Genomic DNA, 23,792 nt, shown 5'->3' on the forward strand with positions numbered 1-23,792 from the left:
GAGGAAGTCCGGGATGCTGTCCTCATGGAGACGCTCATGGTAACAGCACCAGCCGTCCATGCCGTTTTGGGAGAGGCCGAGTTCTTTGCCTGCGTCCGTGACGGTGATACTGTCGAAACTGTCTTGACTGGCACTGATGTCTGCGAGTGGGCTGATGTACTCCCACGATTCGCTGTCTGAGAAGCCGTGTTGGGTTTTTCCCAGGAGCGCGCCGCCTTCGTTCACAAACATGGCGATGTCGAATTGGCGATCGATGAGTGCGCGGTTCTCTGAACTCGTTAGGGCGGTGCCTCCATTGATTTGGTTATTGCTGCTCGGGATACCGATCATCGCGTAGTCGGTGAAGTCGACATTTCGGATGTTGTCGGCCCCAGAGATGAAGGTGACCTCTTCGTCGACCTGTGGGTCATTGCCCACGTCGCCCCGCCAGTATTTGACGACGTCGTCGCCGTTGTCAGCAGCTCCGAGAACGATGATCCCGTCGTTGCCGTTGGTGACGTTTTCAAGCATCGACGCGACCATCGAAGCGTGTTCCTCCGGTGGGCCGTGGTTGCTGTTGTTTGGTTCCTGCTCTGAGTCGAGTCCCATGAGAATCATCGGGCCGCCTTCCTGTTGACCGACGACGTCGAGAGTCTCGGTCTTCGTCTTGACAGGAGGGCCGATCGTCGTTGCGATTTGGTCGAAGAAGAAGAGGTATCTCGATTCCTCGATAGAGGCGTCCCATTCTTCCTGTTCTTCTCGGAAGAGCACCTCTTCGTCGCCGGTTACGGCCTTCGGGTTGCTCCTCATCCACGGTAGATCTTCCGCCATACGAATTCCGACTCAACACTCTGTTAAAGCCGTTTCTCTCGGGTGTGGTGTGTACTGAATTTGACAGAGGTGGGGCAGGTGATATCGCGTGGGAGGTCACGCGGTGGTGACGGTTGGGCCGTCGTTGGTGACTGAGAGCTTGAGATTCTTCCCGTCACCGACACCGTCTACTGTGAAGCTCGCGGTGGCGATGTCCTGAGACGCGGTTGGTTCTACGTCGACGTAGAGAGTCACCGCTTCGCCGCTGCTGAGGGTGGTTGTGGCTGTGGATCCATCGGGTGAAACGCTGGTCGCGAGCGTAGAGCGGAATGAGACGCTCTCAGCCACAGCTGGGTCGAGGGTAATGGTGTAGTCACCGGCCGTGGATTGGTGATTCGAGATCGTGGCGAACTCTTGGTTGGTCGTGTTCTCCTGGATCGAAGTCTGTGGAGAGATGCCGATGATGGCGTCTTGGCTGTCAGTTTGGACTAGGTTTACCTCCGACTGGCGGGTGATATCAGACGTTGTCATCGCTTCAGCCCCGATGAGCCCAAAGAGGAGAGCGCCGGTCAGGAGTGCGAATACGCTGATGTAGATGTGTGGGCTAGTCTTCGAGTCGGCCTGTCTCCGGTTCATTTCTTAATCCAGATCTCGTCGATGGCGTCCGCTGTGGGGTTCTTGGACTTTCCCGCTGGGATGACTGACGGGTCATCATGGCCGTTTGTGGGCGGGACTGCTTCCTCTTGAGGCACCTCGGCTGTGTCGGTGCTGCTGTCCTCCCAAATGAACACCCCGTCTTCCTCCCCGTTGTGAGCTTGGCTTCGGGACGTGGTAGATTCTAGTTCGGTGATATCGATGTTCTCTGCGACGAGAGGTGGTTCGGGGGGGCTGTAGATATACTCAGTGTCTCCGTCGACGAAGACGAACAGTTGCTGATCGTAGCAGTACACGGCACGGTCTCCCTTGTCGATCGCGAGGTTGATGATGTCTTTGAGAGACCCGACCGCGGATGTCGATCTGGCGTCCGAACTGTCGAACTTGTCGACGACCGTGATCCAGTTTTGGTTTTGGACTTCCTCGAGTCTCATTTCGAGTATCTCGGCGTCGTAATCGTCTCTGTGACGGTAGCAGTAGCCGGCACTCGCTCCGCTGATGAGAAAGAGGAAGGCCGATGTGATGTTCGTGAGACCGCCCTCAGAGTCTGTTGACTGGGAGAGCCCGCCGGTAGTGGTTGAGGTAGTGTCTGTGGAGGTCGGGATCGTGAAGACGGTATTTCCGAATACGATCTCCTGTTTGTGTTTCGCGGTGGCGGTGGCGATGACGGGCTCGTCGTCGCTGATCCGGGACTCTGAGCTCTCGTAGGAGTAGTCCGTTTCGATGATAGTGTAGACACTCAGGGACGCATCCTGCCCGAGTTCGTTGTCGTACTCCTGGATCTGTTCGTGGACATCATCGATATCGATCAGCGAGCGAATGGAGGCGGTCTCGCCTTCTTCGTAGTCATCGATGGTGGTCTCTTCAAGAGTCGAGGTCTCGGTCCAGAAGGCGGCTTCTTCGCCGTTGACCGTGGCTTCGTATTGGAGTAGCACCCGGTGTTTGGTGAGGGTCGTTTCGGTCCCAACAGCGGACGCTGTAAACCGTATGTCTCCGGCTGCGTCTATCGGATACGTGTTCGTATTGGTGAGTCGTTCTCCCTCGGTGTATGCGGAGGTGGACGTGTCGACCGTCGTCGAAACCTCCTGAGTTTGATCGACCAAGTGGTCGATTTCCGGGGGCTCTGGCTCTTCTTCAGCAAGGAGTGTTGCTGGGCTGTATGCACTGGCCGGGGTCACAAAGCCGGTGAGGACGATGAGACTTGTGAGGACGCAGATAAGGATGCTCACTGCGATGATGGCTCGTGCGTGGGCTGCGATCGCCCATTTACATTTGAGGTGATATGGATGCTCGCTCATGTCTCTAGTCGACTATCAAAGTGGTCACAGGAGCGGGTCATAAACCTGCTTGTCAGTTCTGTAGTGTCAGCGTCTGTTTTCATAGATGGTGGCCTTCTTCTGCCGGGTGATCCGGTGTGGATTGATGAATATGAAGGCGGACGCTGAGAGGATGAAAGCAATCACGCCGCTGCTTGCTAACGCTGCGAGAACTGGGTGGGTGTTCGCGAGCGTCTGTAAGGTCGATTGTGGGAGTGTGCTCGGGTACGCATAGAGGGTGATCTGAGCGATGTCCGCTGTTGGGCTTTTCCGGGGTGGGTTGCTGACGAAGACTGTTGTCTCCGGTCGTATTGGTGAGCTTTGGACTTCCTCTAGACGGAGATCGCCTTCTAAGTGAGCAGATTGGGTCATCCCGACGAGGGAGTCGCTGGTGAGAATCACCTCCTGGGTCGTTGAGTGGCCGATAGCAGCTGTTCGCTGGGTATCGTCTTCTGGGTTGACCGATTCGGATGAGATGATGGTTGCACCCTCGGTAACGGGAGTCCCCAGTATTGCGACCGGGAGTAGAAGCATCGTACAGATGGCGACGCCGATGACGATCTTCCGGTCTGATGAGCCCCGTTCAACGGGGACAGATAGGGAAGTCCGTTGGTTATCTCCGAAGATGGTGGGCGCGAAGCCGATGAGCGAAATTACAACCCACATCGAGATGACCGTGGTGGGGTTCGAGAGGATCGCACCGATGATTGGTACTGATACAGTTGTTGACCCTCCAAGCGTCATGACCGAACCGTAGATGTCGTCGTCACTAACCGGTTCGAACCCATCTTGCTGATCCGTGAGATCGTTAGCGTCGCCTTGGGTGATGTACTGACCGTCCTCGGTAGTGTCGACGATCCGGTGGAGGACGTTGCGGTTATGCTGTGACGTTTCGAACAGGATCGCATCACCGACTTCGACATCCCCGGCAGTCACAACGAGGAAGTCGTCTTGGGTGATTGTCGGGGTCATGCTGTCGCTGATGGGCGACGTGAAGACGACGGGCATGGTCCCAGCTGGGGCTACGAGGCTAAGTGTGGTTATGAGTAGGAATAGGAGCGCGAAACCGGTCAGCGCCGATTCTACACGTCCCATTGTAAGACCGTCTAGCTGAAGTCTTCGTTCGCCGATGACGAGATCTCGACGATTCCGGAGATATCCGTATCATCGGTTGACGTCTCGATGGCTAGGATCGCGTATGCGACCTGGCCGGGGTCAAGAACAACGACCTCACCAGTGTTGTCGACAGACTGGATTTCATCGCCTCCGTCGTTGCGAAGGGTTACTTCGCTGAGGGAGGGGTCTTCTTCGATGGTGTCGTCGGTTGTGAACTCAGCTTCGAACCAGAGTTCGTTTCCGTCGTCGAAGTCGATGTTTTGGAGCTCGTAGGTGTTGGTACCGTCATCAAGCGCAACAAGTTCTTCGTTGACCGGGGCGGCGTCATCGTTTGGGTCGGTATCTTCATAGACGGTGATGTCGATTCCGGTATTCCCCGGAAGGGACGCCGTGGTCTCCATGACGATCAGGTCCGAGCTGACTGCGGTGATCGCTCCAGCAGAAGACCCGAGTTCGTTCCCGTTGATGTCGAAGAGGCTCACGCCTACACCGGCGGTCTCGGGCTCGACGTAGGACGTGAGGGCGTACTCACGCTGTTCTGTGAGGTTGTTTGTCATCCGGAATGCGTACACGTTTGTTGGGTCGGTCCCATCACCGAAGACGAACGATCCGTCCGGAGTTGTGTACTTATCGTCTGTTTCGCCGGTCACAACTAATTGCGACCCGCGAATGTCGGTGCCTCCTGCTGGACCCGGCTCAAGCCGCAGGGCTGCGCTTGCGCTGTCATCCGCTTCGACACGGACATCGACAGTGCGCGTCGCCGTTGCAGACGTATACGCGACGGACCCGACGGTAACGGTTCCGAGAGCGCCTGCTGAGCCGAGTAAGAAATTTCGTCGGTTCATTTCATCCTATATTTTGTGAGGGTGTGGCGGGTGATTAGTAGTGACTCTAGACCAGTTCCGAGTTGGATTACGCGGAGGCCGAGATCGTCACGTCGCCAGTGACGTTGGAGTCGTCGGGTCCGGTATGGATCTCGATGACACCGTAGACAGTCTGGCCCGAGGTAAGGGCCATGCCCGTGAGATCGGTCTCGCCGTTGACCTGGCCGAGTTCTGCTCCCGTGTCGTCGAACAGCTTGATGACGAAGTCGACGTCGGTCGACGCGAGGTTCGCGATCGAGATGTCGAAGGTGCGCTCGGAGGTGAGCTGGTTGGTCATCGTGAAGGCGTTGTTCGTCGAGGGGCTCGAGGCGTCGCCGAAGGTGAACTCACCGTTCGGGGTGAGGAAGGCGTCGCCGCCGCCGTTGTGCTCCGAGATGCCGTTGATTGCGAGTTGTCCGTCTTCCGTGATCGTCGTGCCGTCGTTGGACTGGAACCGGAGGGCCGCGTCGGCCGAGTCGTCCGTGACAACCTGGACGTCCAGGTTGCGCTCGACGGTCGCCTGCGTGAACGCAAGCGAGCCGACTGTTCCCGCGGTGATAGCGCCGCCAGCACCAATAACGAAGTTGCGTCGGTTCATAGTTGGTTGTTTTCTCGTGGTTCTAAACCACGTACTACCCACTCCACAGACAGGGGATATAAACATTTTCCTCAAATACTGAAAATTCGACCTATGTGTCAAAGTATTGTATGGCAAAGGGCCACTTAGTTATCTAAACGTACAGTTTTGGATATTCATGGGGTGGGGCGTGAAACACGGTTAGGCCATTCCAGCCGCGATCGGAAAAGGAGTGGTAGATTAAACAGCGAGTTGTGCGATTAGGAAGACTACCAAGCAGCAAATTACAACTCCTATGACTACGGGAAGAGACGGTAAAGAGATCCCCGAGAGTAGCCCTCCGGATTTTTCGACAACAGCCTGTCCAGCGGCCGTTTTGCTTTGTTCGGTGGGTGTGTCTGCCGCATCAGTTGTGTTGCCGACGGTGACGGATCCGTTGATAGCATCATGCTGAGTGGTTGTTTCGTATGTGACTGTGCCGTTTGCTGGGGTGGTTATATTGAGTTCACTTGACACCGACCCACCAGCAGGAATAGATAGGTTCTGGGTCTTTTCAACAGTGCCATTCACTCGGTGCGTGATGTTCGCGATCCCTTGCTTATGGCCGATGTTCTCGATCACTGGTGATAGTGTGTGCTGGCTGCCTGCTTCCGAGGTCTGGTTTCTTGCTGGGGCCGGGGAGATCTGGAAGACGCTTGCTGGGAGGCTGCTGGAGTTGTAGATTTTTTCGTCGTCCTCGGTTCGCACGATGAGTGAGTGCCATGGGTGATATTCAGGGTCCGTATGGTAGCCGAAAGTGACCGTTTTCGTACTACGGTTGGCGAGTGTGACCTGTTTTTCTGCTATGGTGGTTTCTTTGCCAGTATGATTGTGGGTGGCGATCAGCTGGACAGTCTGATTCTTTTTCGTTGTGCCGAAGTTCTCGAGAGTCGCTGTGGCATTTGTTGATTCGTACTCAGTAACGTTCTCAGGAGTGACGATCTGGTTAACGCCAAGTATTGGTTTTTGGACCGGGATCTCAAACGTTATGTTGGTATTATTTGGACCAACAACTGTCGCCCGGACCGAGGGGGTGTCGTCTTCAGTGGTTTCGTAGCTGAACGTGGTACTGTCACTGCTCTCGGGGCGCAATGTTATCAGTTTTGTATCGACAACAGTCCCATTGATTACCAGATCGGTTGCGTACGTGTCCTCAGAAGTCCCCCCTGTTCGAGCAACCTCGAAGGGGACTGAGATTGTTTCTCCTGCTGCCACAGCCAGACTGGTCTTTGGAACGTCAAGCCGGAACCGAGGCTTCGCGACCTCGACGGTAGTGACCTGCTTAGCGTCCGGTGTTTTCACTGCTAATTCTATTTCCGGCGCGTCACCGGGTCGGGTTCGATACCGCAATTTGACTTTGTCACTCTCGCCGGGTTCTAATCGGAGGAGCTTGGAGTTGTACTCCCGATCGTCAACGACCAGCCCAATTCTCTTTTGCTCGGTTACGTGACCAACATTTCTGATCTTCGCGGTTACATTTAGAATGCTTCCTTCGCCCACTTGCCCAGTGCTAAGGATTTCAGCGGCGAATTTGGATTCGGTGAACGCACCCCGATCGACTCCGATGTTTTCTCCATCGCTAGTGACAATGTTATTTCCACTGGCAGTTTCAATATTGCTTCCGTTAGCGATGAGTTTCTCGACAGTTCCGTTTTCATACCGGGCTCGGACGATGGGCGACTCTTCGAATACCCTGACTACCCCTTCACCGTCTACGACAATTCTATGTCCGCTGCTCGAACGGATGGTGTTTCCACTGATCTCGAGTGGTTCGCTTTTTTCGAGGCCATTGACGGTGTATTCTCTGATCAGTCGGCCTTGTGGTTCACCATATGAGACGTGTTGTCCACTAACTATGTTGCCGTCTTCGTTCACAACGACTGCCTTGCTGTTGACCGCACTATCTGAATTGCTCAGTGGTGGGTGGCTGGGCGTGTCTGAGCTGATAGCGGTGGTCGCCTCTGTGGTCTCTGGTGAGAACTGTGCTGCTGCCAGAGCTGGACTGACGGTTCCTACTAAAACGCTGGAGGTGACTAGGATGATGAGTGAGAGGGTGAAGAGACGGTGTGTGGGGGACCTAGGCTTGTTTGTGGCTTGTGTGGGTGGCATCTGTGATCACTGGGATAAACTCCTACGGGCAGGAGCTATCTTATTTGAAATCCCTATGTCAACGTTCAAATCTAACTCACAAATAGTTGCCGCTGCCCCTATCGAATTCCTTTCACCGTGTTGGATGGTATCTGCGTCCGTCTAAGGGGTGGGATTCTCCCCTTGGTTCAGATAGTTGTCAGCCCATTCTTGTCGGGCCTCAATTTCTCGCTGGCCCCGTCGGGTGAGCGAATACATATTGGTCCGTTTGTCCTTCTCGGACTTTTCGATAAGTCCTTTCTCGACGAGGGTGTCCAGGTTGGGGTACAGCCGACCGTGGTGGATGTCTTTTTCATAGTAGTCCTCAAGCTCCTCCTTGATAGCCAGTCCGTGAGGCTCCTCGAGGCCAGCAGTCACGTACAACAGATCGCGTTGAAAGCCAGTGAGGTCATACATAATGTTACAGAGCGAATGTTAGTCGGATGACTGATAAAATTTTTGAAATAGTAAAGATGGTATTCAATCTCTGAGGCGGTCTAAGGGTTATTGGGCTGTTATTAGGCAGTAGGGGGCACCGGGCAGTTGAGGGCACCGGGCAACGGGGGGCACCGGGCAGTTGAGGGCACCGGAGTTGAGGCATACTAGGCAGTTGAGGGCACCGGGCAGTAGGGGGCACCGGAATTCAGACGGTACCGGCTGTTGAGGGCACCCGAGCTTGGACCGTCTGGGCAGTAGGGGGCACCGGGCAGTTGAGGGCACCTAAACAGAGATGGTCTAAATATCCAAATCCGGTCGCACTGCGCTCTCTTGGTTGGTATTCCCCGCCGCTTGGTCGTGTGGCCTGAGCGAAGACCGGTTACAGGGTCGCTGGGACTTGAACCCAGAACCGCTCGGGGCGCGGCGCACGTCCGTACGCACGAGCCAAGTGGAGCACGAGCCGTACTGCCCCCCGAGTGCTCTGCCGTTTGAGCTACGACCCCGCGGCGTGGCTTGCTTACAGGCACATCTTCTCTGCCATCTATGAAAAGAGTTTCCGCTTCTGTTATTCAGATATCTTGATGGGGCTTAGACGCTTTCTCGTCCCCATCGGCGAACGGAGCTACTCGAAGTTATGCCGTGAAATGTCCTGATGGAACGCTAGTTCGGTGACGAACTGGGCCTCTCGCGGGGGAGATTCCGCATCCAGGAAACCAGTCGCTTCGAGACCGATTTCGACAGCATCGAACATGTCGTCTGGGGTGTCGTACTCCAGAGTCTCGAAGAGTTCGGGACAATTGAAGCAGGTAGCGAAGATGAGTTCGCGGTGACTTCGGATCTGTGCCCAGTTCGGAGACGGACTAAGCGGATGTCGCTCTTCGAACTGTGCGTTCGTGAGACAGACTATTGCGTAGATGCCCGTGGTCACTTTCGTAGCCTGTTCGGCCTGTTCAGTTGGAGAGGTTGGCTCGGTCCATACCTGAAAGCCGAGACAGTACAGCACTGCGTCGATCGCGCCTTCTGGGTATTGTTGTGATTGCGTCTCCAGAACTTCTGGAGTCGGTAAGTCGGCTTGACGCCGATCCGTGTCGTTGGTGTCGATGATCTCGCCGCTATCAGTGGTTGTCATGCTTTGTCACCCGGATTGGGTGTAGAATTCAGGGGCGGTTCGCTCGACGTCGCGAGTGGCGCTATTTCCGGTCTTCACCGCAGGGACCGCAGGCGAGTTTGAGCGGGTGGTCTTTCCGGACGGTCTTGATGAACGACTTGGCCGCGGCCGTCGCCGGCTTCAGCCGCTTCTGGTTCGCCTCCGAAGCGTGAGTCGACAACTGAAGATCCGCTTGGACGCCGCCACGGTGGGCGTACTCGATTTCGATGAGTCGAGTGTTTCGAGTCATCCGCCAGATCTCAAGCAGGATTTCCTCTCCCTGCTGGGGTGTGAGATCGATGTCTTGGGTTCGGAAGGTATCCAGCCGGAGAGGTACCTCAGGCTGTGCGTCGGCTGTCCCAGATGCTGGGCGCGATCGGTTTGATGTTCCCATAGTGGTGTGGCTGCTGGACCGGGCTGTAGATTCGGTATTCGCGGACATGGTATTTGAGTGTACGGGTCAGGCCGGAGTCGCTGTCTTCGAGGTGCTACTACCACAGTTCGGGCAGCAGTCCGGGCATTCTGCGTAGACGATCGCGATATGACCCTCTGGAATGGACCGGTCGAGGTGTTCGCCGACGCCCACAGCATCGTCGAGGACGAGCTCTTCGTCAGCGACGATCGTGTTTCCGAAGCAGGCGTCGACAGTGCCGTCTTCGTCGATTTTGGTCTCGATGTCGGTTCCACAAGACGCGCAGCCGGTGGTGATGGATGTTGGCATTTTTCTGAATTCCTCTATCTCACTCGGGAGATAGAAAACCACCAGCTCGCTGGTGGTAGACGGTTGATTTTCGGAGGGGCGACTCCAGATGTTGTTGGTCGACGCCGGCCGTCAGGCCATTGCGGGTTGCGCGGCGGACATGATTGCCTGATCTGGACCGGAACACCAGTGGCAGTCGCCGTCGTCGCGCTCTGGGTCGTATCGGTGACCACAGTCAGTACAGGATTCGAGGTGGCTATCGCGAACGCGGATGTTCTCGGCGTAGATGACGGTGACAAGTCGATCATTTCGCGAGAGGATGATGATCCCGCTGGGCTCGTGTAGTCGAGCGTCATCCGTCTTTAGTTAAGCCTCACACCTCGGTTGTGTAGCGGTAGCGAGTGTCTCTTGTAAGATCGGTCGCTGCTTGTGGATCTTTTGAGCGTCTTCTATTAGTCGTTCGAGCAGCGGCGGTGGTGAGTAGCCGAGGTACTCACCGAGTTCGTGGAGAATGAGCTGGGCGTGCGACCGGAAGGTCGCCGCCCAGCGCTCTGTCGGAAAGACAAGCTCATCATCCGCCTGCTCGGTGACGAGATCCAACAGATCACGGCTCACAAGCAGCGAGAGCAACGCTGCGTACAGTAAGATCCTCACCACGTGTTCGTCGCTCGTGTCAAACTCATCCAGTTCGTACTGCGTCTTCAGCTCGCGGAACAGCAACTCAACTTCCCACCGACAGCGGTAGATCTCCGCTAAATCTGCCGGAAAGAACTCCTCTCTCGCCAAATTCGTCATGTACAGGTGGTGGTCGTCGGCGTCCTCGTCGCGGACGCCGACGACGCGAAATTGCTTCGTATCCAGCGATCGTGTCCCGTTGTACGGCCCTCGTTTGAACTCTACTTCGACCTCTACATCGATGTACTTCCGGTCGAGATCGTCGAGAACATCTCGGAGCTGCTTGCCCTCTAAGGGAATGGCGCGGCCGCGCCATTCCCGTAATTCTGCCGTAATCACCGGATTTGCGTTCTGCTTCATCCGACTCACGAAGTAACCGTCGTTCTCGTCGATCAGCGCAAACCGGCGGTACTTGAAATAGGCGAGATCGAACAACACGAGCCGGTTCTCAAGCCACGGCCCTGTTTTGAACAGGGTGCTGTCGTGCGTTTTTTCATTAGCAGTATCGAGCCGTTCAATCGTCTGCTCTGTGGCATTGTGGAGCAGGTGGAGCTTCGCTCCAGCCTGCTCCTCATGGCGGGCTTCGAACTGGTCTGAGAGAAATTCGTGTAACCGCAACACCGTTCCATCAGCGATCATCACATCTCTAAATCGGTCGACATCAGCGTCAGAAGCGTTAGGAACAGCGACCTCGTCGAGCGCGGTCTCGACGAGGTCGCGGAAGTACTTCGCAAGCGTCGGAGTCAACCGCTGATAGAATCCACTTGGAGAGATCGTCTCATCGGCAGTAGAGTTGTAACAGCGTCTAAATCCGGCGAGTGTTCGGCTTTCGCCTGCGGCGAAGCCGAACACGAATGCCCAGACGAAGGCAGGGATCTGGAGCTTGCGGTCGCGTTCAACCACGCCGAGTTCCTCGGCGTGCTCTTCGAGGAACTCAGAAGGAAACAGTGTAGTGAGCCGACGCATAATTCGAGTTGAGGAGTCGTCGTTGTACACAGACACGACTTCCTCATTCCTTCCGAAAGATGCCTCGATAAGCCGCCGCTGTCACGCGGTTTCTCGCTTAACTAAAGACGGATGAGTCGAGCGTTATCGTAGTGATAGTCGGGTGCGCCGATCGGGACGCTGAGTCGCCATGCAGTTTGGATATCGATATCTCGGTTCGGGTTCCGACTCCACCACTGGAGCTGAACATGGTTCGATGCTTGGGGTGCGTGAGGTACGTCCATAAGAGGAGAGAATGGTGTAGATGGCGTAGTGGTTACAGCGTGCTATCGGTGAACAGGTGGAGATGCCCCTCAGAGACGGGATCGACGCCGAGGAGGTACTCCGGGTTCGTCAGTGGCTCACCGTCGGTGTCAACCAGTTGGATGTTGAATACGGTCTCCAGGTCGACGTCGGCGAGTGGTGGTGTCTCGCCGGGGTGGGCTCCAACGTGGAGCGCCAAGGTGCCGTTGTCGGTGTGAGCGGCGGCCAGCGGTGCTTCACGAGCGGGTCGCCGCCCGTGGTGCGATTCGGTCAGGGAGACGCTTCTGACAGCGCGAGCGTCGGTTTTGCTGAGTGGGTATTGGCTCATGTCTGGATGGGTCTGCGCGCGGCTCTGTGGGTTCTGTATCGGCTCGCAGCAATCGGACGAGGTGGGCCGGCCCCTCCTCGCTGGTTATAGACTCGGTGCGGTGGTCGGCGTGGCGGGCTCGGCCGCCTGGGGCTGCTCGACCGGCGACGGGACCGTCGTGGCCCGGAGGCGCTGGCTGAGGAGCGTGATCGCATCGCCGAGGGTCTCGGTCGTGTTGAGAACGTCGCGACCGCTGGACGGAGACTGGCGACGGGTGACCGCCACTTCTCCGTTCGGGTCGAACGTGTCGGTCGGTTCGAGCCGGTACTCGGTCGGGAGTTGATTGTGGGTGATCGTCGCGACCTGGTTGAGACTGCCCGAACGCCCCTGCGTGATCTCGAACGTGACGTCCCAGCCACCTTCGAACTGGTGGGCGATCTCGCTCGGAGTGATCACGTCACGGAGCGTGGTTCGCTCTTCGACATCGTCGAGCGATTCGGACGAGTCTCCAAGGCTACGGATGGGTTTGACTACGGTGCTGACGGCTGCTAGTGCGATTTCGAACATTAGTATCTTTACCTCTCATTTCAAACGGAGAATACAAATTCTCCTGCGACGTGTGGTGGTTCATCACTGAATAGAGCGTCGGACGAAGGGGATATAAGCGGTTTTCCAGATTCGGATAGATGTTCAGATTGGAAAGTTGCTAAGATTGGACATTAGAATTGACCGAAAGACCCAAGAGCCAGATCCGAGTGAGTACAGGTATGCGACCCCCCGAAAAGCGTACGCTGGCGGTTCGTCTGCTGCTTTTCGTGGGGATGGCCTGTGTCGGCGTGGGGGCGTTCGCTGGGGGCGCAGCAGCTACCTCGGGCGTTGTCCTCTCAGGTGCCGACTTGGCGTTTGCCGCTCGGGTGGATTCGTACGGGACAGTCCTCGATGATCTGATGGGCAACCTCTTCGAGATCGTCCATGTGACGGTGTTCTACGTCGGACTGAGTGCCCTAATGATCGGAGTGGTGCTCAGCTTTCTTGGCTCGCGCCGGGGTGACCGTTCGCTTCTGGGTTATGCGATTGGGACCGGTGGCGGATTCTTGTTGCTGTTGTACTACGGCTACGATATTCTGTTCGGGCTGCTCCGCTGGACGTTCAAGGTCGGGACTTGGTAGTTAGGCCGCGTTCGGCGTCGGCAGCTGTGCGACCCAGTCCGGGGCGGCGACGTTCGCGTCACCGTTGTAGCGGATGCCGGAAGCGTTCTGGACGGCGTTCCGGAAGGTGTTGAACTCGTTGCCTGGCATGTAGCCGTCTAGTTCGATCTCGACGGCCCCATCCTCACGGACGGAGAACGAACACGGATCCGTGAAGACGCCCTTGTCCTCGAGATACGCTTCCACCGTCTCGATCCGTTCATCGATCCCGCCGGTCGGCCCATACGCCCCGTAGTATTGGTCGAGGATATCGACGCGCTCCTCGAAGTGGTCGGCGAGGTACTTGCCTTGGTCGCGAACGTCGGCGATGACGGCGTGGTCACCGTTGCTCGGGCGAAGCGCACGGCCGGCGCGCTGGATGCGCTCGATTTCGGATTTTCCGCCCTCTGCGTGGACGATCGCGCTGATCTCGGGGATGTCCACGCCCTCCTTCAGGAGTGTGCTGATCAGGATGTCGATTTCGCCGGCTTGGAACTGGTCGAACGCCTCCTGGCGGACGTCGTTGATGTCGCTCCCGTGGAGGAACACGGCGTTGTACTCGCTGATAGCGTCGAGGTTGTCGATCGCGGCGTCTTTCTCGGCACGGGCCTGGGTGTCGTCGCCGTCGCCGATGATGTCCTCGCGAACGTCGGCCGCGGTCGTCGACGCATCGAGAGCGTACTCGAGCAGTTTGCCTTGGTTGATCCGGTCGACGCTAACATGGACAGTATAGCCCTCGTCGGCGAGGTCGGCGGCGGTCGCGGCGACCGTGCTGTTTCGGACGGGCGCGAGTTCACGGCAGCGACGAACCACGTCGTGATAGTCTTCGCCCGGCTTTGCCGTCCGCTGGCCCTCGGCGTCGACGAACCGGAACTCCGGTTTCGCGAGATGCCCGTCGTCGATGAGCTGTTCAGCGTCGATAACGCTGATGCACTCACCGACCGCAGCTTCGATTTCGAGTTCCTCGCCGGGCGTCGCACGCCACGGGGTGGCCGATAGGCCGATCCGGTACTCGGTGTCGAACTCGAGGCCGACTTGTTGCATTTTCTTCGCGCCGGAGGTTGTGTGACACTCGTCGAAAATAGCGATGCCGTAGTGGCCGTCAAGGTCGCTGATGTCGTTCGACAGGAGACTCTGGATCGTCGCAACCGTGACCGGGCCTTCCGACCACTCGCCGTCGCCGATGACCCCCGGCTCGACGCCGAGGACGGATTCGATCTGGTCGGCCCATTGGTACAGGAGGTTCGTGGTGTGGACGAAGACGATCGCCTGCTGTTCGACGTTGTGGATGACGTTGAGCGCGACGACGGTCTTGCCGCCGCCCGTCGGGATGGAGATAACGCCCATCTGCTTGTCGAGACTCGCTTCGACGGCCTCCTGCTGGTACGCACGGAGCGAGTGCGGGAAGTTCCACTCGGTCGCGATTGACGCCCCAGAGCGGTCGCCTTCGATGGTCGTCTCGACGGTGTAGCCTTCCGCCTCCAAGAACTGAACGGCCCGGCCGAGCAGGCCAATCGGAGCACCGCTGTGCTCGCTGTTGTAGATGTGGTGAAAGCCGTCCCACGATCCGTTCTTGTAGCGGTCGGTGTACTGCGCGTTCGGGTCGCGCCACGCGAGTTCATCTTCGAGGAGCTTGTCGACGACCGTGCTGGCGTTTTGGACAAAAAACCAAGTGTACCCCTCGGGGACGACGATGTCGATGTGGCTGGCGTCTGCGGTCGTATCTGCGGTCGTTGCGGTTGGGTCTTGTGTACTCATTTTATCTCTCCCTTCGCCCCCATCGGGGGCTATAAAATCTCCCGCGGGACGCTCTGGTCGTTCTAGGCGGCGTCGACGAACTGTCCGTCCTCGTCGGCGAGCTCGACACCAGCCAGCGGCTCGCCGCAGACACACTGGACGGGGGCCTCCGGAGGGCTTCGCATCTGCGAGGGGTGGTTATCGTCGGTCTCGTCAGTGATGAACACCGCACGGCCACACTCGTATCTCGCGATCGCGACCGGGTCCTCATGGTAGTCGATCTCGACTCGCTTCTGGGCCTGCTGGCGGTGTTTCTCGCGCAGGGATGGTCGCTCGTCGTCACAGTCCTCACAGAGGAGTCGGTGTGGGACATCCGGCTGCTGGAGCGCGAGACAGTCAGGGGCGATCAGAGCTCGTCGCGCAACGGTCTCGTTCTGGACGTCGCAGTTATCGCACTCGGGCGTCCGATGCCGCTCGTCTGCGCTCGGCATCGCGGCGTGTGCCTGTTCGTTCCGGATCGCATCTGCGACCGGATCACCAATATCGCCGGGACTGAGGCCGTCTCCGTGTGGACTTCTCATTGGATATCTCCCTCTACTTCAGTCGGGGCGTACAAACTCTCCTCGCGGTCAGGCCGTCTCGGCGGTCGGAGACGCGGTCCCGTCGGTGGCGCTCGCGTGTGTGGGCGTCGAGGTGGACTGCGGGAATGAGAGGTGCTGGCGGCCAGCCTCGGTTAGCCACTGGTGGATCTCGCGTTTTTGCCTGTCGGAGAGGCGGGTGTAGACGACCTGCTTCTGGAATCGCGGATCGAACACGGCCGCTTGGACCCAGCTGAGTCCGTCGTTGCCAGATCCGTCGATGGTCTCGTCGATGACCATCCCCTCACAGCCGGTGGGGTACTTGATCCACTTGTTCGAGCCGTTGGCGTGATCGACGATGTGTTCGTGGGGGTTCACGCCGTCGCCGAGGATGAGCGCGTGCTTCGCGGTCGGAATATCGAACCAGTCGTTGGTGATCTGTTCGAACCGCTTGCTCTCGGCTTTCTGGTTGGCTCGACAGAAGCGGTCAGCCTCAAGATGGCGGACGACATCGGGGGTGATCCGAGCTCGGTCCTCGTAGTCGCTCAGGTCGAGGTCGTCAATGGAGTCGCGTGAGAGCTTGTTGAGACCGGCGAGGTACTCGCCGACCACCGGGTCGTCGCCGACAACGGACGGGATGTGAAATCCGTCTCCAGACTCCCCAGCGTCGTCGAGGTGGCGGCGGAACGAAACGTGGTTGTAGCTCACCTCAACGTAGGCAGGAGTGATCTCGTCGATGGCGGTCGCGATACAGGCGGGGCCGGCGACGACCACATGTTTGATCTTCTCGCCAGCGATGCGAAGCCGGCGGTCGACCGGCGCAGCCGCGTTACAGATGTGCTTTGCGAGCTGTTCTGGGTCGGAGATACAGCGGGGGTTCGCGAGGATGCCGGTGGGGATGACCGCGAGCGTGAACATCGGGTCCACGTGGGGGGTGACTCGTTGGGCTGGCTCGGCCATTCAGTTTCGAAGTGAGGACTGGGTTTCAAGGCTGGCTGGGGCGGCTCGGTCGGTGGACTGGGTGGGTTTCGAATCCATTTTTGAGAATATCCCTCGCTCCCAGACGGGGGTTAAAAACCCCCTCTGGAGCTTCACGCGGGAGTGGTGTGGGCGTGCCGGCGCAGCCTCGGGGGCATTACTCGTCGGGATCGAGTTCGAACGCGAGGTTGCCGTCCTCGTGGTCGAAATCCTCCCCGTTGCCTGAGTGGTGAATGCGGATCTTGGGGGCTGTTGTCCGCATGATGTGCTTTGCGTCGATCGCGACGATGTTCTCGGTCCTGATGACGAGGCGGTTGGTCTCGACAGTGTCATCGTTGGTGATCCGACTCGCGTACGCCCAGTCTTTCTCGAAGTGCCGGACCACGTGTTGGACGTCGAGTGTTTCGCCGTTGGTTGTGTGGATGGTGACGCCGTTGGCCTCTGCGGGCTCGTTGCTCATGCGAAGTCACCCAGCGATCGGTTTTGTTTCTCGCGGACTCGCTGCTCGAACGCTTCTGGTGCGTCGATGTCCTCCTCCTCGTCGTAGAAGGTCAACAGCCAGACGGTCTGTTCTCGCAGTTCGCTTCGCTTGGGGCCAGTATCGACGCGGTGGACTTCCGTCCCGTCGAGTTTGAATGCGAAGGTATCCTTCTGACCGGGGGTGGGCTTTGAGGAGCGAACTAGTTTCGCGCCATCTTCGTGAACCCACGTGGTGTGGAACTTGCCGTGGTCATCGATATCCCAGCCACCGGGGACTGGGTATCGAAGGTTGGCTTTCGACCACGTTTCAACATCGTCCCACTCGGGGTGGTCGGGTGGATCTGGCATCTCGGGTGGACTGTCGCGATCGATGTCTCGGTCGGGCATGTTAGCTGAACAACTCCAGTCGGTGCTCTAAGTCCTCGAGGGCAGTTTCCAGTTCCTCAGCGAGCTCCTCGTCGGTGAATCGCAATTCCAACTGCCAGAGCATCAGCCGGGCGTCGACGAGTTCCTGGAGGAGCTCGTCTCGCTCTTGTTGTTCGTTGAGGGCTCGATTGATCGCTGCCGAAAACTCCGAGAACTCTTCGGCGGCCTTGTTAAGCTGCGAATCCACACTCCAGGCCATATCGGCTCGCATCCTCAGATTCGACTCGGTGAGCGTGGCGTCCCACCGTTCAGCTTCAGACTTATCTTCTTGTGATTCCGTCATGGGGCCTGGCTACGCACCTGCATTATTGTGGCAGTCGAAGCGCGCCGATATAACGCTACTGGGGGCCTACTACTGTACCCCATATAGGGTATCGAGCAAACTAACACTCGACTTCACCAGCGGCGGAGGTGAGCGGGGGCGTGGTCTCGGTGTAGGCCGACTGGTCGATCATGCCTGTGAACATCGGGAGTTGGAAATTGTAGTTGTATAGAAGGTCGAATGCGGCAAACGGGTTGACGCCGTCTTCGAGAAGACCACTGCGGCTCAGACGGACGCCAGCCGCGAGAGAGATGATCTCGTAATCGTTGATCTGGCCGGCGAGTTCAACGCCGAACTCGTTACCGTTGGTCGGGTCGGTGAGGATAGAAGCGTGAACGAGGCCGTCGATCGTCGCCGATCTGTTTCCGATGTCGAGAGCGTGGCCGCTACCGGCGAAACAGCCCGTCAGGGGCTCGGTGGTCGCTTCAGCGGACAGTTCGGAGTGGTTGTCGAGAGTGTCGTTGGTGCTCGCGAGCATCTCTTCTTCGCTAGCGTTGAGTTCGTCGCTGTAGTTGGCGGCGGACGCAGGGGTGGCGGTCATCGCGAGGCCGATCGTCGCGAGAAGCGCAATCGCGACAATAATCGGAACGTAGCGACTCACACGGACGAGGCTTATCTTGCTCTGGGTCATGGTTCACCTACTACCTCCGACGAGGTCTATAAATACCTCCCGGCCACCTCTAAACAGAGGTGTGCGACGCTTAGACGGTTATTCGCAGTTGGGGTAGAGTAGCATGACCGTCTCGCCTTTGAGTTCCTCGGCCCACGGGCAGAGAGGCTTGTCGTCGTAGTATTTGCTTCCGGTGAGAGTGATCCATTTGACTCCCTCACACGGGGTCTGGTGGACGTCGGGATCGAGCGGGAGGTCGGTGTCGCTCTTTGAGCTGGTGACATGGTCGAAGTAGTCGAACTCGTCGAACGTGAAGGCGAGTTCCGCTTCGATGGCGGCCCAGATGTCGTCGAGGCTGTCCCACGTCTCGGTCATCGTCCGGTCGAGGAGATGGCCAGACGGGTCGTAGTTCCACTTACGGACCTCCTCGATGAGGTCGTTGCGGCCGTAGAACCACACGGAGTCTACCCAGTAGGAGAACTCCTCGAAGTTGTGGAACGCAACGAGCGGGCGCGCTTTTACCCAGTCGGAGAGGGTGCGGTAATCCCGCTCGGGGATGGTCTCAAGGTCGTACTTGGTCACCGGGTGGGAGTCGCCCGGTGGGAGCGCGCCGTCGTCCTGCGGGAACCAGTCGGGGAAGCCCCGGTTGATCTGCGGTCGTTTGAGCGGGAGGAACTGGCCGTCGAGTTGGAGTTTCCGACAGCTCATCCCGGTTTGCTTCTGGACGGAAAATCCGGAACTGTCGGGTAACAGGATGCCGAACTCGTCGGGGAGGTACCCGATCTCGAGGGTACGATTTGCTGGGGTGGGTGTGTCGGCGTCGGCGCGGTGGGTGGCGTCCATGGATGAGTTCACTGGTGGTGGGACAGCATCGGCGTCGGGCGGATGGGTACGTATCGGAGGTAGAACATCGCGGAGATAATCAATGCTCCGCCACCCACCGCTGTCGTCGCGAGCATCGCGACGGCGACGCTGACGAAGGCCACTGTTGCGAAGAACAGGAACACCTTCCCGAGCCAGACGATGGCGTCGGCGGCTGCTCGAACGGCGATCCGGCAGATGGGTCGGAGCTGGATGTCGGTGAACGCACTCTGTGTCGACATCGGTGGGAGAGTGTCGGTGTTGCCAGCCTTCGGCGGGGTGCTCATCGCCACGACCTCACGTGCGGCGTGGAGGGAGATGCGCCGGCTTCGAGCCACCCGAGGACCGCCAGAATGGTCAGTAGGATGGCGGCGGCGATGGCGGGCGGTGCTGTCGTCGCGACGATCGTCAGGAAATCTGGTGGGGTGATGGGCATTATCGAATTCCTCTACCTCAAATGGGGTATATAAACCCTCTTTCAGGCTATAGCGGTGCCTACTAGTCTGTTAAGTTGTCCAGAACTCGTTGTGAAATGGATCGTTGGGGCTGTCACCAATACAGGCGTCATGGTCGGGATGGGACAGTTGGATGGCGAACAGACTTGGACAGATTCGATGCCAGCTACCCGAAGACACCTTATGAGATACTGATATATAGGGTCGCAGATAATGGAGGGTATGCGTAGGAGAACATCTCTAACGCGGAGAAAGATGATCTGTACAATGGGCACGGTTGGTGCCGCGGGCGCATTTGCGGGATGTGTAGGGAGGGATTCCCAGTCTGCTGGTTCGTTAGTTGATGACAGCACCACGCAGTGGCCAACGTTTCGGAGAAATCGGTTTAACACCGGGTATGTAGACCGGCTTATAAACATACAACGTGAGAGCGACTGGACGTTCGAAACAGAGGGTGACATTTGGGGAAGTCCAGTAGCTGACAGTGAACGGGTGTATTGCCCGTCGTACGATGGGTATATTTACGCAATCGACGCGCAATCTGGCGATCTAGACTGGAAAGTAGATACGGGTGCGATAATAGACGGCTCACCGGGTGTGGGTGAAAATATAGTCTGCTGTGGCACTCACGGCGGGGAGTTCCTTGGATTGAATAAATCAAACGGCGAGGTCGAATGGAGATACACAATCGGCGGCATAATCAGGGGCTCTCCGGCGATCGTCGACGGAACCGTGTACCTCGGAACTCACTGTCAAAAGCTGGCCTGCGAATATAACCATTCAGATGAAGACTGGCCGGAGATCGGAGAGGTGGTGGCTCTCGATTTAGAGATGGGAGAAAAACTGTGGGGCTACGAAACAGGCGCAGGTGTTGTTAGCACACCATCGGTTAGTGAGTCAACAGTGTACATCGGCAGCACAAATAAGAATGTAATTGCTATTGATCGGGACACTGGCGATAAAGTTTGGGAGTATGCCGCAAACGACTGGGTGTGGGCAAGCCCTGTTTTGGTCAATGGGTCGCTATATATCGCAGATATGTCTGGTACGGTCTTCAAAGTAGATGCAGCCACAGGCGAAACAATATGGGAAAAGGACACAGCGAGCAGGTATTTCACCAGTTCTCCGGCAGTCGATGCTGACACCGTATATATTGGAGCAGTTGGTCCATCGGGTGTCATCGCACTGGCACGGTCTGATGGAAGGAAAAAGTGGAGAGCAACTACTGGCGCAGTCGAATCTGGAAGTTCGCCACTCATATCGCAAGATAAGATCATCGTAGGCAAACACACACAGGACGACTCCACTCCAGGTGGACTTTCAGCCATCTCGAAGGAAGGGGAGGTCCTGTGGGAGATCGAATCAGAAGGGTTGGGGGTGGGGAGTAGCCCAATCGTAGCGAATGACTCGCTGTTGTACGCAACCGTAGGCGGGAAAATAGCGTCTCACGCTATCGACTAACAGAAGAAAACTCTGGGGCGCTACCGCCCGATCAGACCCGCCTGCTCTTCGATAGCGGCCAAAAGTAGCCCGTAGAAGACTACAGCGACGGAGATCGACATCAAGATCCCACTCGCAAGGGCGTGGGGTTGTGAAAATTGTAGCGTGTCCTGCGTGTGGACGACGGTCACCGCCCCCGCCATACCGACGATAGACGCCAGTAGAGAGTGGTAGATGAACCATGTTCGGGGCGGTTACTTGATCATGGCCTCGCTCTCGCTCATGGGGAGTCAGCTCCTGTACTGCGGTAGTTCGTGGGTAATAGTTGCTCGTGTTTCATGTGTTTCGGCGGCCGTCTGGTTGCCTACTCAAGTGTTGAGAAGCCTGAGATGATAAAGGTGGTTGCGGGGGTGGACCAGTTCGTAGGAGGGTGTAAGCGGCTGATCTTTGGTCGTTCCGTAGGCAGCGAGGGGCACCGGGCAGTTGAGGGCACCGGGCAACGGGGGGCACCGGCATCGCCCACACTACGCACTGCGTTCCTGGCTCGCTCTGCGAGTCTGGCTGGCTACGGGCTGTTGAGGGCACCGGGCAGGAGAGGGCACCGGAGCCCCTCGTATCTCGGTTGTTGCGGGCACCAAAACTCAAGCGACGCTGGTTGTTGAGGGCACCCGGTTGTTGAGGGCACCCGAGCCCCAACTGGCAGTCGCATCGCGCTCCTCGCTGTCGGTGTTGATCTGCGGCTCCGTATGGCCGTGTGGCCCGAACGCGCGGTCGTGGCAACAGCGACTCGCTGTTGGGCTGGGCCTGGCACTACCGGATCGACGGCCCCGGTGCGTGAAGGCCGCCGCCTTGGAGCAGTGTCGAGTCCGGGTCCTCCGGGTCGTAGCAGACGAAAATGTCCGTCTCCGTCGTACAGAGCTCTGTCGTCGGATCGGGATCGTGGATCCCGATTACTGGTGGTTGTTCTCCCATGCTAGGCTCCTCTCGTGAGTGGTGGAATGTTCATCTTGACCTCCTCGCCGCCCCTCGGAGGGTAGAAACTCTCTGAGGTGCTCAGGCGGGGCTGTCGGGGTGGGCTGTACCGGTAGCGGGGCTGTGTCCGCTACAGAGCACCCGTTCGGGTGGGCGATCGTCGCCGAGAAGAACACTGGAAAAACGGTGTGGGGGAACATGTGAGGCAGTGGCATGAAAAACACTGGAAAAACGGTGTGTGGTGGGTGTCGTTGGTGGGTCGTATCGACCCGATGAATGGCGGAGGGGTGATCCCCTCCAGGGATGGGTTGGAGAGACTGGTGCCGAGTGGAGCGTTCAGTCCGCCTGCGCCGGGGAGACCTCGCTGGCCTCCGCCGCCACAGCCGCGTCCGGCTCCGGTTCCGTCTCCGGGGCCGCCTGCGGCTCCAGTCCGGGGTACTCCAGGTCGTCGGCCGACAGCCGGGCACGCAGGTCCGCCACCTGCCCGTCCGTCAGGTCCTCGACCTCGACGTCGCTGCGCGAGCTCTCCACGAGGTAGCGCGCCCAGTCGAGGATCTGATCGCCCTCCTTGTTGGCCGAGAGGTCGATGTAATCGCCGCTGAGTTCCGTCGCGAATTTGACCCACGGGTTCGTGCCGCGAGCCGTCGTGATCGCCTCCATCCCCCGGTCGGTGCCGTCGTGGAGGAAGACGGCGTGCGTCGCCGTCGTCACGGTGTCGAAGTAGTCGTTGTACACACGCTCGTCCGTCTTTCCACGGGCCTTGGCCTTCGCGCGGTTGATCCGCGACTGCTCGAGGAGACTGTAGTCGATATCGTTGCGATCATCGCGATCGCTCAGGTCGAACGCACTCGCGTCGACGCCGTGCTCCGCAGCCATCAGCTGGCCGACCGGGACATCGTCGTCCATCATCACGCCCTCCACGGAGTAGTTGTCGCCGTCCTCCGCGGGGTCGTCGAGGAACATTCTCCAATCCATGCTGTAATATTCCACGCTCGGGAGGACATCGGCGTCGAATCGCTCTTCGAGGAGCTGCGAGAGCGCGTAGTTCTCGCGAACCACGACGTTGTCGACACGCTGGTCGGCCATCGCCGCGATCTTCTTGATGCCTTCCTCAGCGCGGTCCGCGAGCGCCTCCATGTCTCGGACGTACCGGTCGTTGCCCGTCAGCCCGAGTGCCGCGACGAAGACGTTGAGGTCGTCGTTGGTGTTCGTACTGGCCATGCTACCGCCGTTCTGGGATGCTTCTGTCGACATTGTAATCACTGGAATTGTTTGACCGAAACTGCAACCGTATCTGCCGTTTGGGGATTCGCACCGAGACAATCTGTCTGGACTGCCTCGATTTCTTCTCCCCCTACCCCAAATTGGGTATATAAATTCCCCAACCCACGCACCTGGACAGACAGTGCGCGGCGGCGCTCGCTGTCATCCTCACCGTGGATGACAACACGAACACCGTTGAGTGAAGAGAATTCGAGTTCCCCTTCGCCCATCCCCGAGGAATACAAACCTCGCTGGGACGGACTGCTGGACAGGGGCCAGGCGGGACACTCACGCTCAACTCGCCGCGAGTCGAGACTGGAATCTCCCCCGAGTGCCTGCTTTCGAATCATCTCCTGTACCTCCATCGAGGAGTAAAAACTCCCCAGCGGGGCGTCGAGCTGGCCGTCCAGCCTGTCGGAGACACGCAGTGGTGTCTTGTCAATCGCATCGACCGTTCCCGTTCGAATTGCTTGACAAGACATGTTCT

General features: G+C 58.1%; 29 protein-coding genes, 1 tRNA gene and 1 pseudogene. 2 read left to right on the forward strand and 29 right to left on the reverse strand.

Annotated elements, in window-relative coordinates; translation table 11 throughout:
* The 15 genes and pseudogenes from BN903_RS17065 to BN903_RS01660 all read right to left on the reverse strand — a co-directional run.
* Positions 1 to 810, reverse strand: a pseudogene (locus tag BN903_RS17065) (hypothetical protein); the annotation flags it as partial.
* A gap of 96 nt (positions 811 to 906) precedes the next feature.
* Entirely contained in the window at positions 907 to 1,425 is a 519-nt protein-coding gene (locus BN903_RS01600; protein WP_048076036.1) for a hypothetical protein, read from the reverse strand.
* Positions 1,422 to 2,741 (reverse strand): DUF5305 family protein, encoded by a 1,320-nt coding sequence (locus BN903_RS01605; RefSeq protein ID WP_154017986.1) that lies wholly within the window; start codon positions 2,739 to 2,741, stop codon positions 1,422 to 1,424. The genes BN903_RS01600 and BN903_RS01605 overlap by 4 nt, the downstream gene beginning before the upstream one ends.
* A 66-nt stretch (positions 2,742 to 2,807) precedes the next feature.
* Positions 2,808 to 3,854 carry a signal peptidase I gene (locus BN903_RS15140; RefSeq protein ID WP_052334888.1) on the reverse strand — a complete coding sequence of 349 codons (1,047 nt, stop codon included), beginning with the start codon at positions 3,852 to 3,854 and terminating at the stop codon, positions 2,808 to 2,810.
* Positions 3,855 to 3,865: 11 nt separating this feature from the next.
* Positions 3,866 to 4,525 carry a hypothetical protein gene (locus tag BN903_RS01615; protein ID WP_048076038.1) on the reverse strand — a complete coding sequence of 220 codons (660 nt, stop codon included), beginning with the start codon at positions 4,523 to 4,525 and terminating at the stop codon, positions 3,866 to 3,868.
* 262 nt (positions 4,526 to 4,787) lie between these two features.
* Positions 4,788 to 5,336, reverse strand: coding sequence for a hypothetical protein (locus BN903_RS01620; protein ID WP_048076039.1), 549 nt, complete (start codon positions 5,334 to 5,336; stop codon positions 4,788 to 4,790).
* A gap of 219 nt (positions 5,337 to 5,555) precedes the next feature.
* The gene (locus tag BN903_RS16265) at positions 5,556 to 7,463 is read right to left on the reverse strand and encodes a hypothetical protein (protein ID WP_154017987.1); all 1,908 of its coding nucleotides are present in this window, start codon (positions 7,461 to 7,463) and stop codon (positions 5,556 to 5,558) included.
* Positions 7,464 to 7,604: 141 nt separating this feature from the next.
* Positions 7,605 to 7,898, reverse strand: coding sequence for a PadR family transcriptional regulator (locus BN903_RS01630; RefSeq protein ID WP_048076041.1), 294 nt, complete (start codon positions 7,896 to 7,898; stop codon positions 7,605 to 7,607).
* A 403-nt stretch (positions 7,899 to 8,301) separates the two neighbouring features.
* Positions 8,302 to 8,422 (reverse strand) — tRNA-OTHER (locus tag BN903_RS16270).
* Positions 8,423 to 8,541: 119 nt separating this feature from the next.
* Positions 8,542 to 9,048 carry a hypothetical protein gene (locus BN903_RS01635; RefSeq protein WP_048076042.1) on the reverse strand — a complete coding sequence of 169 codons (507 nt, stop codon included), beginning with the start codon at positions 9,046 to 9,048 and terminating at the stop codon, positions 8,542 to 8,544.
* Positions 9,049 to 9,109: 61 nt separating this feature from the next.
* Positions 9,110 to 9,460 (reverse strand): hypothetical protein, encoded by a 351-nt coding sequence (locus tag BN903_RS16275; RefSeq protein ID WP_154017988.1) that lies wholly within the window; start codon positions 9,458 to 9,460, stop codon positions 9,110 to 9,112.
* Between the two features lie 66 nt (positions 9,461 to 9,526).
* Positions 9,527 to 9,787: a hypothetical protein gene (locus BN903_RS01645; protein ID WP_048076044.1), complete on the reverse strand. Its 261-nt coding sequence runs from the start codon at positions 9,785 to 9,787 to the stop codon at positions 9,527 to 9,529.
* 345 nt (positions 9,788 to 10,132) lie between these two features.
* Positions 10,133 to 11,407 carry an IS4 family transposase gene (locus tag BN903_RS01650; protein WP_048076045.1) on the reverse strand — a complete coding sequence of 425 codons (1,275 nt, stop codon included), beginning with the start codon at positions 11,405 to 11,407 and terminating at the stop codon, positions 10,133 to 10,135.
* Positions 11,408 to 11,702: 295 nt separating this feature from the next.
* Positions 11,703 to 12,017: a hypothetical protein gene (locus tag BN903_RS16280; RefSeq protein ID WP_154017989.1), complete on the reverse strand. Its 315-nt coding sequence runs from the start codon at positions 12,015 to 12,017 to the stop codon at positions 11,703 to 11,705.
* 84 nt (positions 12,018 to 12,101) lie between these two features.
* A complete protein-coding gene (locus BN903_RS01660) occupies positions 12,102 to 12,563 on the reverse strand; it encodes a hypothetical protein (RefSeq protein WP_048076047.1) in 462 nt (153 codons plus the stop codon).
* A 200-nt stretch (positions 12,564 to 12,763) separates the two neighbouring features.
* On the opposite strand from BN903_RS01660, the gene BN903_RS01665 reads away from it, so the two are divergent.
* Positions 12,764 to 13,165 carry a hypothetical protein gene (locus BN903_RS01665; protein ID WP_154017990.1) on the forward strand — a complete coding sequence of 134 codons (402 nt, stop codon included), beginning with the start codon at positions 12,764 to 12,766 and terminating at the stop codon, positions 13,163 to 13,165.
* On the opposite strand, the gene BN903_RS17825 is transcribed toward BN903_RS01665, so the two are convergent.
* From BN903_RS17825 to BN903_RS16290, 10 genes are all read right to left on the reverse strand, one after another.
* Positions 13,166 to 14,941 carry a DEAD/DEAH box helicase gene (locus BN903_RS17825; protein ID WP_052334889.1) on the reverse strand — a complete coding sequence of 592 codons (1,776 nt, stop codon included), beginning with the start codon at positions 14,939 to 14,941 and terminating at the stop codon, positions 13,166 to 13,168.
* A gap of 62 nt (positions 14,942 to 15,003) precedes the next feature.
* Positions 15,004 to 15,501, reverse strand: a complete 498-nt coding sequence (locus tag BN903_RS01675; RefSeq protein ID WP_048076049.1) for a hypothetical protein — start codon at positions 15,499 to 15,501, stop codon at positions 15,004 to 15,006.
* A 48-nt stretch (positions 15,502 to 15,549) separates the two neighbouring features.
* A complete protein-coding gene (locus BN903_RS01680) occupies positions 15,550 to 16,458 on the reverse strand; it encodes a hypothetical protein (RefSeq protein WP_048076050.1) in 909 nt (302 codons plus the stop codon).
* Between the two features lie 175 nt (positions 16,459 to 16,633).
* Positions 16,634 to 16,936: a hypothetical protein gene (locus BN903_RS01685; protein WP_048076051.1), complete on the reverse strand. Its 303-nt coding sequence runs from the start codon at positions 16,934 to 16,936 to the stop codon at positions 16,634 to 16,636.
* Entirely contained in the window at positions 16,933 to 17,343 is a 411-nt protein-coding gene (locus BN903_RS01690; protein WP_048076052.1) for a hypothetical protein, read from the reverse strand. Before BN903_RS01690 ends, BN903_RS01685 begins: the two co-directional genes overlap by 4 nt.
* Position 17,344: 1 nt before the next feature.
* The gene (locus BN903_RS01695) at positions 17,345 to 17,665 is read right to left on the reverse strand and encodes a hypothetical protein (protein ID WP_048076053.1); all 321 of its coding nucleotides are present in this window, start codon (positions 17,663 to 17,665) and stop codon (positions 17,345 to 17,347) included.
* 100 nt (positions 17,666 to 17,765) lie between these two features.
* Complete coding sequence (locus tag BN903_RS01700; RefSeq protein ID WP_048076054.1) at positions 17,766 to 18,335, reverse strand: hypothetical protein; 570 nt, start codon at positions 18,333 to 18,335, stop codon at positions 17,766 to 17,768.
* Positions 18,336 to 18,413: 78 nt separating this feature from the next.
* A complete protein-coding gene (locus BN903_RS01705) occupies positions 18,414 to 19,157 on the reverse strand; it encodes a hypothetical protein (RefSeq protein ID WP_048076055.1) in 744 nt (247 codons plus the stop codon).
* 8 nt (positions 19,158 to 19,165) lie between these two features.
* Positions 19,166 to 19,462, reverse strand: a complete 297-nt coding sequence (locus tag BN903_RS01710) for a hypothetical protein (RefSeq protein ID WP_048076056.1) — start codon at positions 19,460 to 19,462, stop codon at positions 19,166 to 19,168.
* Positions 19,459 to 19,611 carry a hypothetical protein gene (locus BN903_RS16290; RefSeq protein ID WP_154017992.1) on the reverse strand — a complete coding sequence of 51 codons (153 nt, stop codon included), beginning with the start codon at positions 19,609 to 19,611 and terminating at the stop codon, positions 19,459 to 19,461. Before BN903_RS16290 ends, BN903_RS01710 begins: the two co-directional genes overlap by 4 nt.
* Positions 19,612 to 19,852: 241 nt before the next feature.
* On the opposite strand from BN903_RS16290, the gene BN903_RS15425 reads away from it, so the two are divergent.
* The gene (locus tag BN903_RS15425; protein WP_228840985.1) at positions 19,853 to 21,091 is read left to right on the forward strand and encodes a PQQ-binding-like beta-propeller repeat protein; all 1,239 of its coding nucleotides are present in this window, start codon (positions 19,853 to 19,855) and stop codon (positions 21,089 to 21,091) included.
* Positions 21,092 to 21,111: 20 nt separating this feature from the next.
* Here BN903_RS15425 and BN903_RS17070 read toward each other — a convergent pair whose 3' ends face one another.
* From BN903_RS17070 to BN903_RS01720, 4 genes are all read right to left on the reverse strand, one after another.
* A complete protein-coding gene (locus tag BN903_RS17070; RefSeq protein ID WP_195155674.1) occupies positions 21,112 to 21,273 on the reverse strand; it encodes a hypothetical protein in 162 nt (53 codons plus the stop codon).
* A 607-nt stretch (positions 21,274 to 21,880) separates the two neighbouring features.
* The gene (locus tag BN903_RS16295; RefSeq protein WP_154017993.1) at positions 21,881 to 22,042 is read right to left on the reverse strand and encodes a hypothetical protein; all 162 of its coding nucleotides are present in this window, start codon (positions 22,040 to 22,042) and stop codon (positions 21,881 to 21,883) included.
* 336 nt (positions 22,043 to 22,378) lie between these two features.
* Entirely contained in the window at positions 22,379 to 23,296 is a 918-nt protein-coding gene (locus BN903_RS01715) for a hypothetical protein (RefSeq protein ID WP_195155675.1), read from the reverse strand.
* Positions 23,297 to 23,301: 5 nt separating this feature from the next.
* A complete protein-coding gene (locus BN903_RS01720; RefSeq protein WP_048076058.1) occupies positions 23,302 to 23,787 on the reverse strand; it encodes a hypothetical protein in 486 nt (161 codons plus the stop codon).
* Positions 23,788 to 23,792: the final 5 nt, after the last annotated feature.

Source organism: Halorubrum sp. AJ67 (genome assembly GCF_000513435.1).

Bases quoted from the DNA above. Each gene is read 5' to 3' on its own strand.
- BN903_RS01690 (WP_048076052.1), bottom strand. From the start codon at position 17,343: ATGCCCGACCGAGACATCGATCGCGACAGTCCACCCGAGATGCCAGAT.
- BN903_RS16290 (WP_154017992.1), bottom strand. From the start codon at position 19,611: ATGCCCATCACCCCACCAGATTTCCTGACGATCGTCGCGACGACAGCA.
- BN903_RS01630 (WP_048076041.1), bottom strand. From the start codon at position 7,898: ATGTATGACCTCACTGGCTTTCAACGCGATCTGTTGTACGTGACTGCT.
- BN903_RS01665 (WP_154017990.1), top strand. From the start codon at position 12,764: ATGCGACCCCCCGAAAAGCGTACGCTGGCGGTTCGTCTGCTGCTTTTC.
- BN903_RS01720 (WP_048076058.1), bottom strand. From the start codon at position 23,787: ATGTCTTGTCAAGCAATTCGAACGGGAACGGTCGATGCGATTGACAAG.
- BN903_RS16295 (WP_154017993.1), bottom strand. From the start codon at position 22,042: ATGGGAGAACAACCACCAGTAATCGGGATCCACGATCCCGATCCGACG.
- BN903_RS17070 (WP_195155674.1), bottom strand. From the start codon at position 21,273: ATGGCGGGGGCGGTGACCGTCGTCCACACGCAGGACACGCTACAATTT.
- BN903_RS16275 (WP_154017988.1), bottom strand. From the start codon at position 9,460: ATGGGAACATCAAACCGATCGCGCCCAGCATCTGGGACAGCCGACGCA.
- BN903_RS15140 (WP_052334888.1), bottom strand. From the start codon at position 3,854: ATGGGACGTGTAGAATCGGCGCTGACCGGTTTCGCGCTCCTATTCCTA.
- BN903_RS01635 (WP_048076042.1), bottom strand. From the start codon at position 9,048: ATGACAACCACTGATAGCGGCGAGATCATCGACACCAACGACACGGAT.
- BN903_RS01680 (WP_048076050.1), bottom strand. From the start codon at position 16,458: ATGGCCGAGCCAGCCCAACGAGTCACCCCCCACGTGGACCCGATGTTC.
- BN903_RS16280 (WP_154017989.1), bottom strand. From the start codon at position 12,017: ATGAGCCAATACCCACTCAGCAAAACCGACGCTCGCGCTGTCAGAAGC.
- BN903_RS01705 (WP_048076055.1), bottom strand. From the start codon at position 19,157: ATGGACGCCACCCACCGCGCCGACGCCGACACACCCACCCCAGCAAAT.
- BN903_RS17825 (WP_052334889.1), bottom strand. From the start codon at position 14,941: ATGAGTACACAAGACCCAACCGCAACGACCGCAGATACGACCGCAGAC.
- BN903_RS01645 (WP_048076044.1), bottom strand. From the start codon at position 9,787: ATGCCAACATCCATCACCACCGGCTGCGCGTCTTGTGGAACCGACATC.
- BN903_RS01695 (WP_048076053.1), bottom strand. From the start codon at position 17,665: ATGACGGAATCACAAGAAGATAAGTCTGAAGCTGAACGGTGGGACGCC.
- BN903_RS01605 (WP_154017986.1), bottom strand. From the start codon at position 2,741: ATGAGCGAGCATCCATATCACCTCAAATGTAAATGGGCGATCGCAGCC.
- BN903_RS01600 (WP_048076036.1), bottom strand. From the start codon at position 1,425: ATGAACCGGAGACAGGCCGACTCGAAGACTAGCCCACACATCTACATC.
- BN903_RS01715 (WP_195155675.1), bottom strand. From the start codon at position 23,296: ATGTCGACAGAAGCATCCCAGAACGGCGGTAGCATGGCCAGTACGAAC.
- BN903_RS01710 (WP_048076056.1), bottom strand. From the start codon at position 19,462: ATGAGCACCCCGCCGAAGGCTGGCAACACCGACACTCTCCCACCGATG.
- BN903_RS01675 (WP_048076049.1), bottom strand. From the start codon at position 15,501: ATGAGAAGTCCACACGGAGACGGCCTCAGTCCCGGCGATATTGGTGAT.
- BN903_RS01700 (WP_048076054.1), bottom strand. From the start codon at position 18,335: ATGACCCAGAGCAAGATAAGCCTCGTCCGTGTGAGTCGCTACGTTCCG.
- BN903_RS01685 (WP_048076051.1), bottom strand. From the start codon at position 16,936: ATGAGCAACGAGCCCGCAGAGGCCAACGGCGTCACCATCCACACAACC.
- BN903_RS01660 (WP_048076047.1), bottom strand. From the start codon at position 12,563: ATGTTCGAAATCGCACTAGCAGCCGTCAGCACCGTAGTCAAACCCATC.
- BN903_RS01650 (WP_048076045.1), bottom strand. From the start codon at position 11,407: ATGCGTCGGCTCACTACACTGTTTCCTTCTGAGTTCCTCGAAGAGCAC.
- BN903_RS16265 (WP_154017987.1), bottom strand. From the start codon at position 7,463: ATGCCACCCACACAAGCCACAAACAAGCCTAGGTCCCCCACACACCGT.
- BN903_RS01620 (WP_048076039.1), bottom strand. From the start codon at position 5,336: ATGAACCGACGCAACTTCGTTATTGGTGCTGGCGGCGCTATCACCGCG.
- BN903_RS15425 (WP_228840985.1), top strand. From the start codon at position 19,853: ATGCGTAGGAGAACATCTCTAACGCGGAGAAAGATGATCTGTACAATG.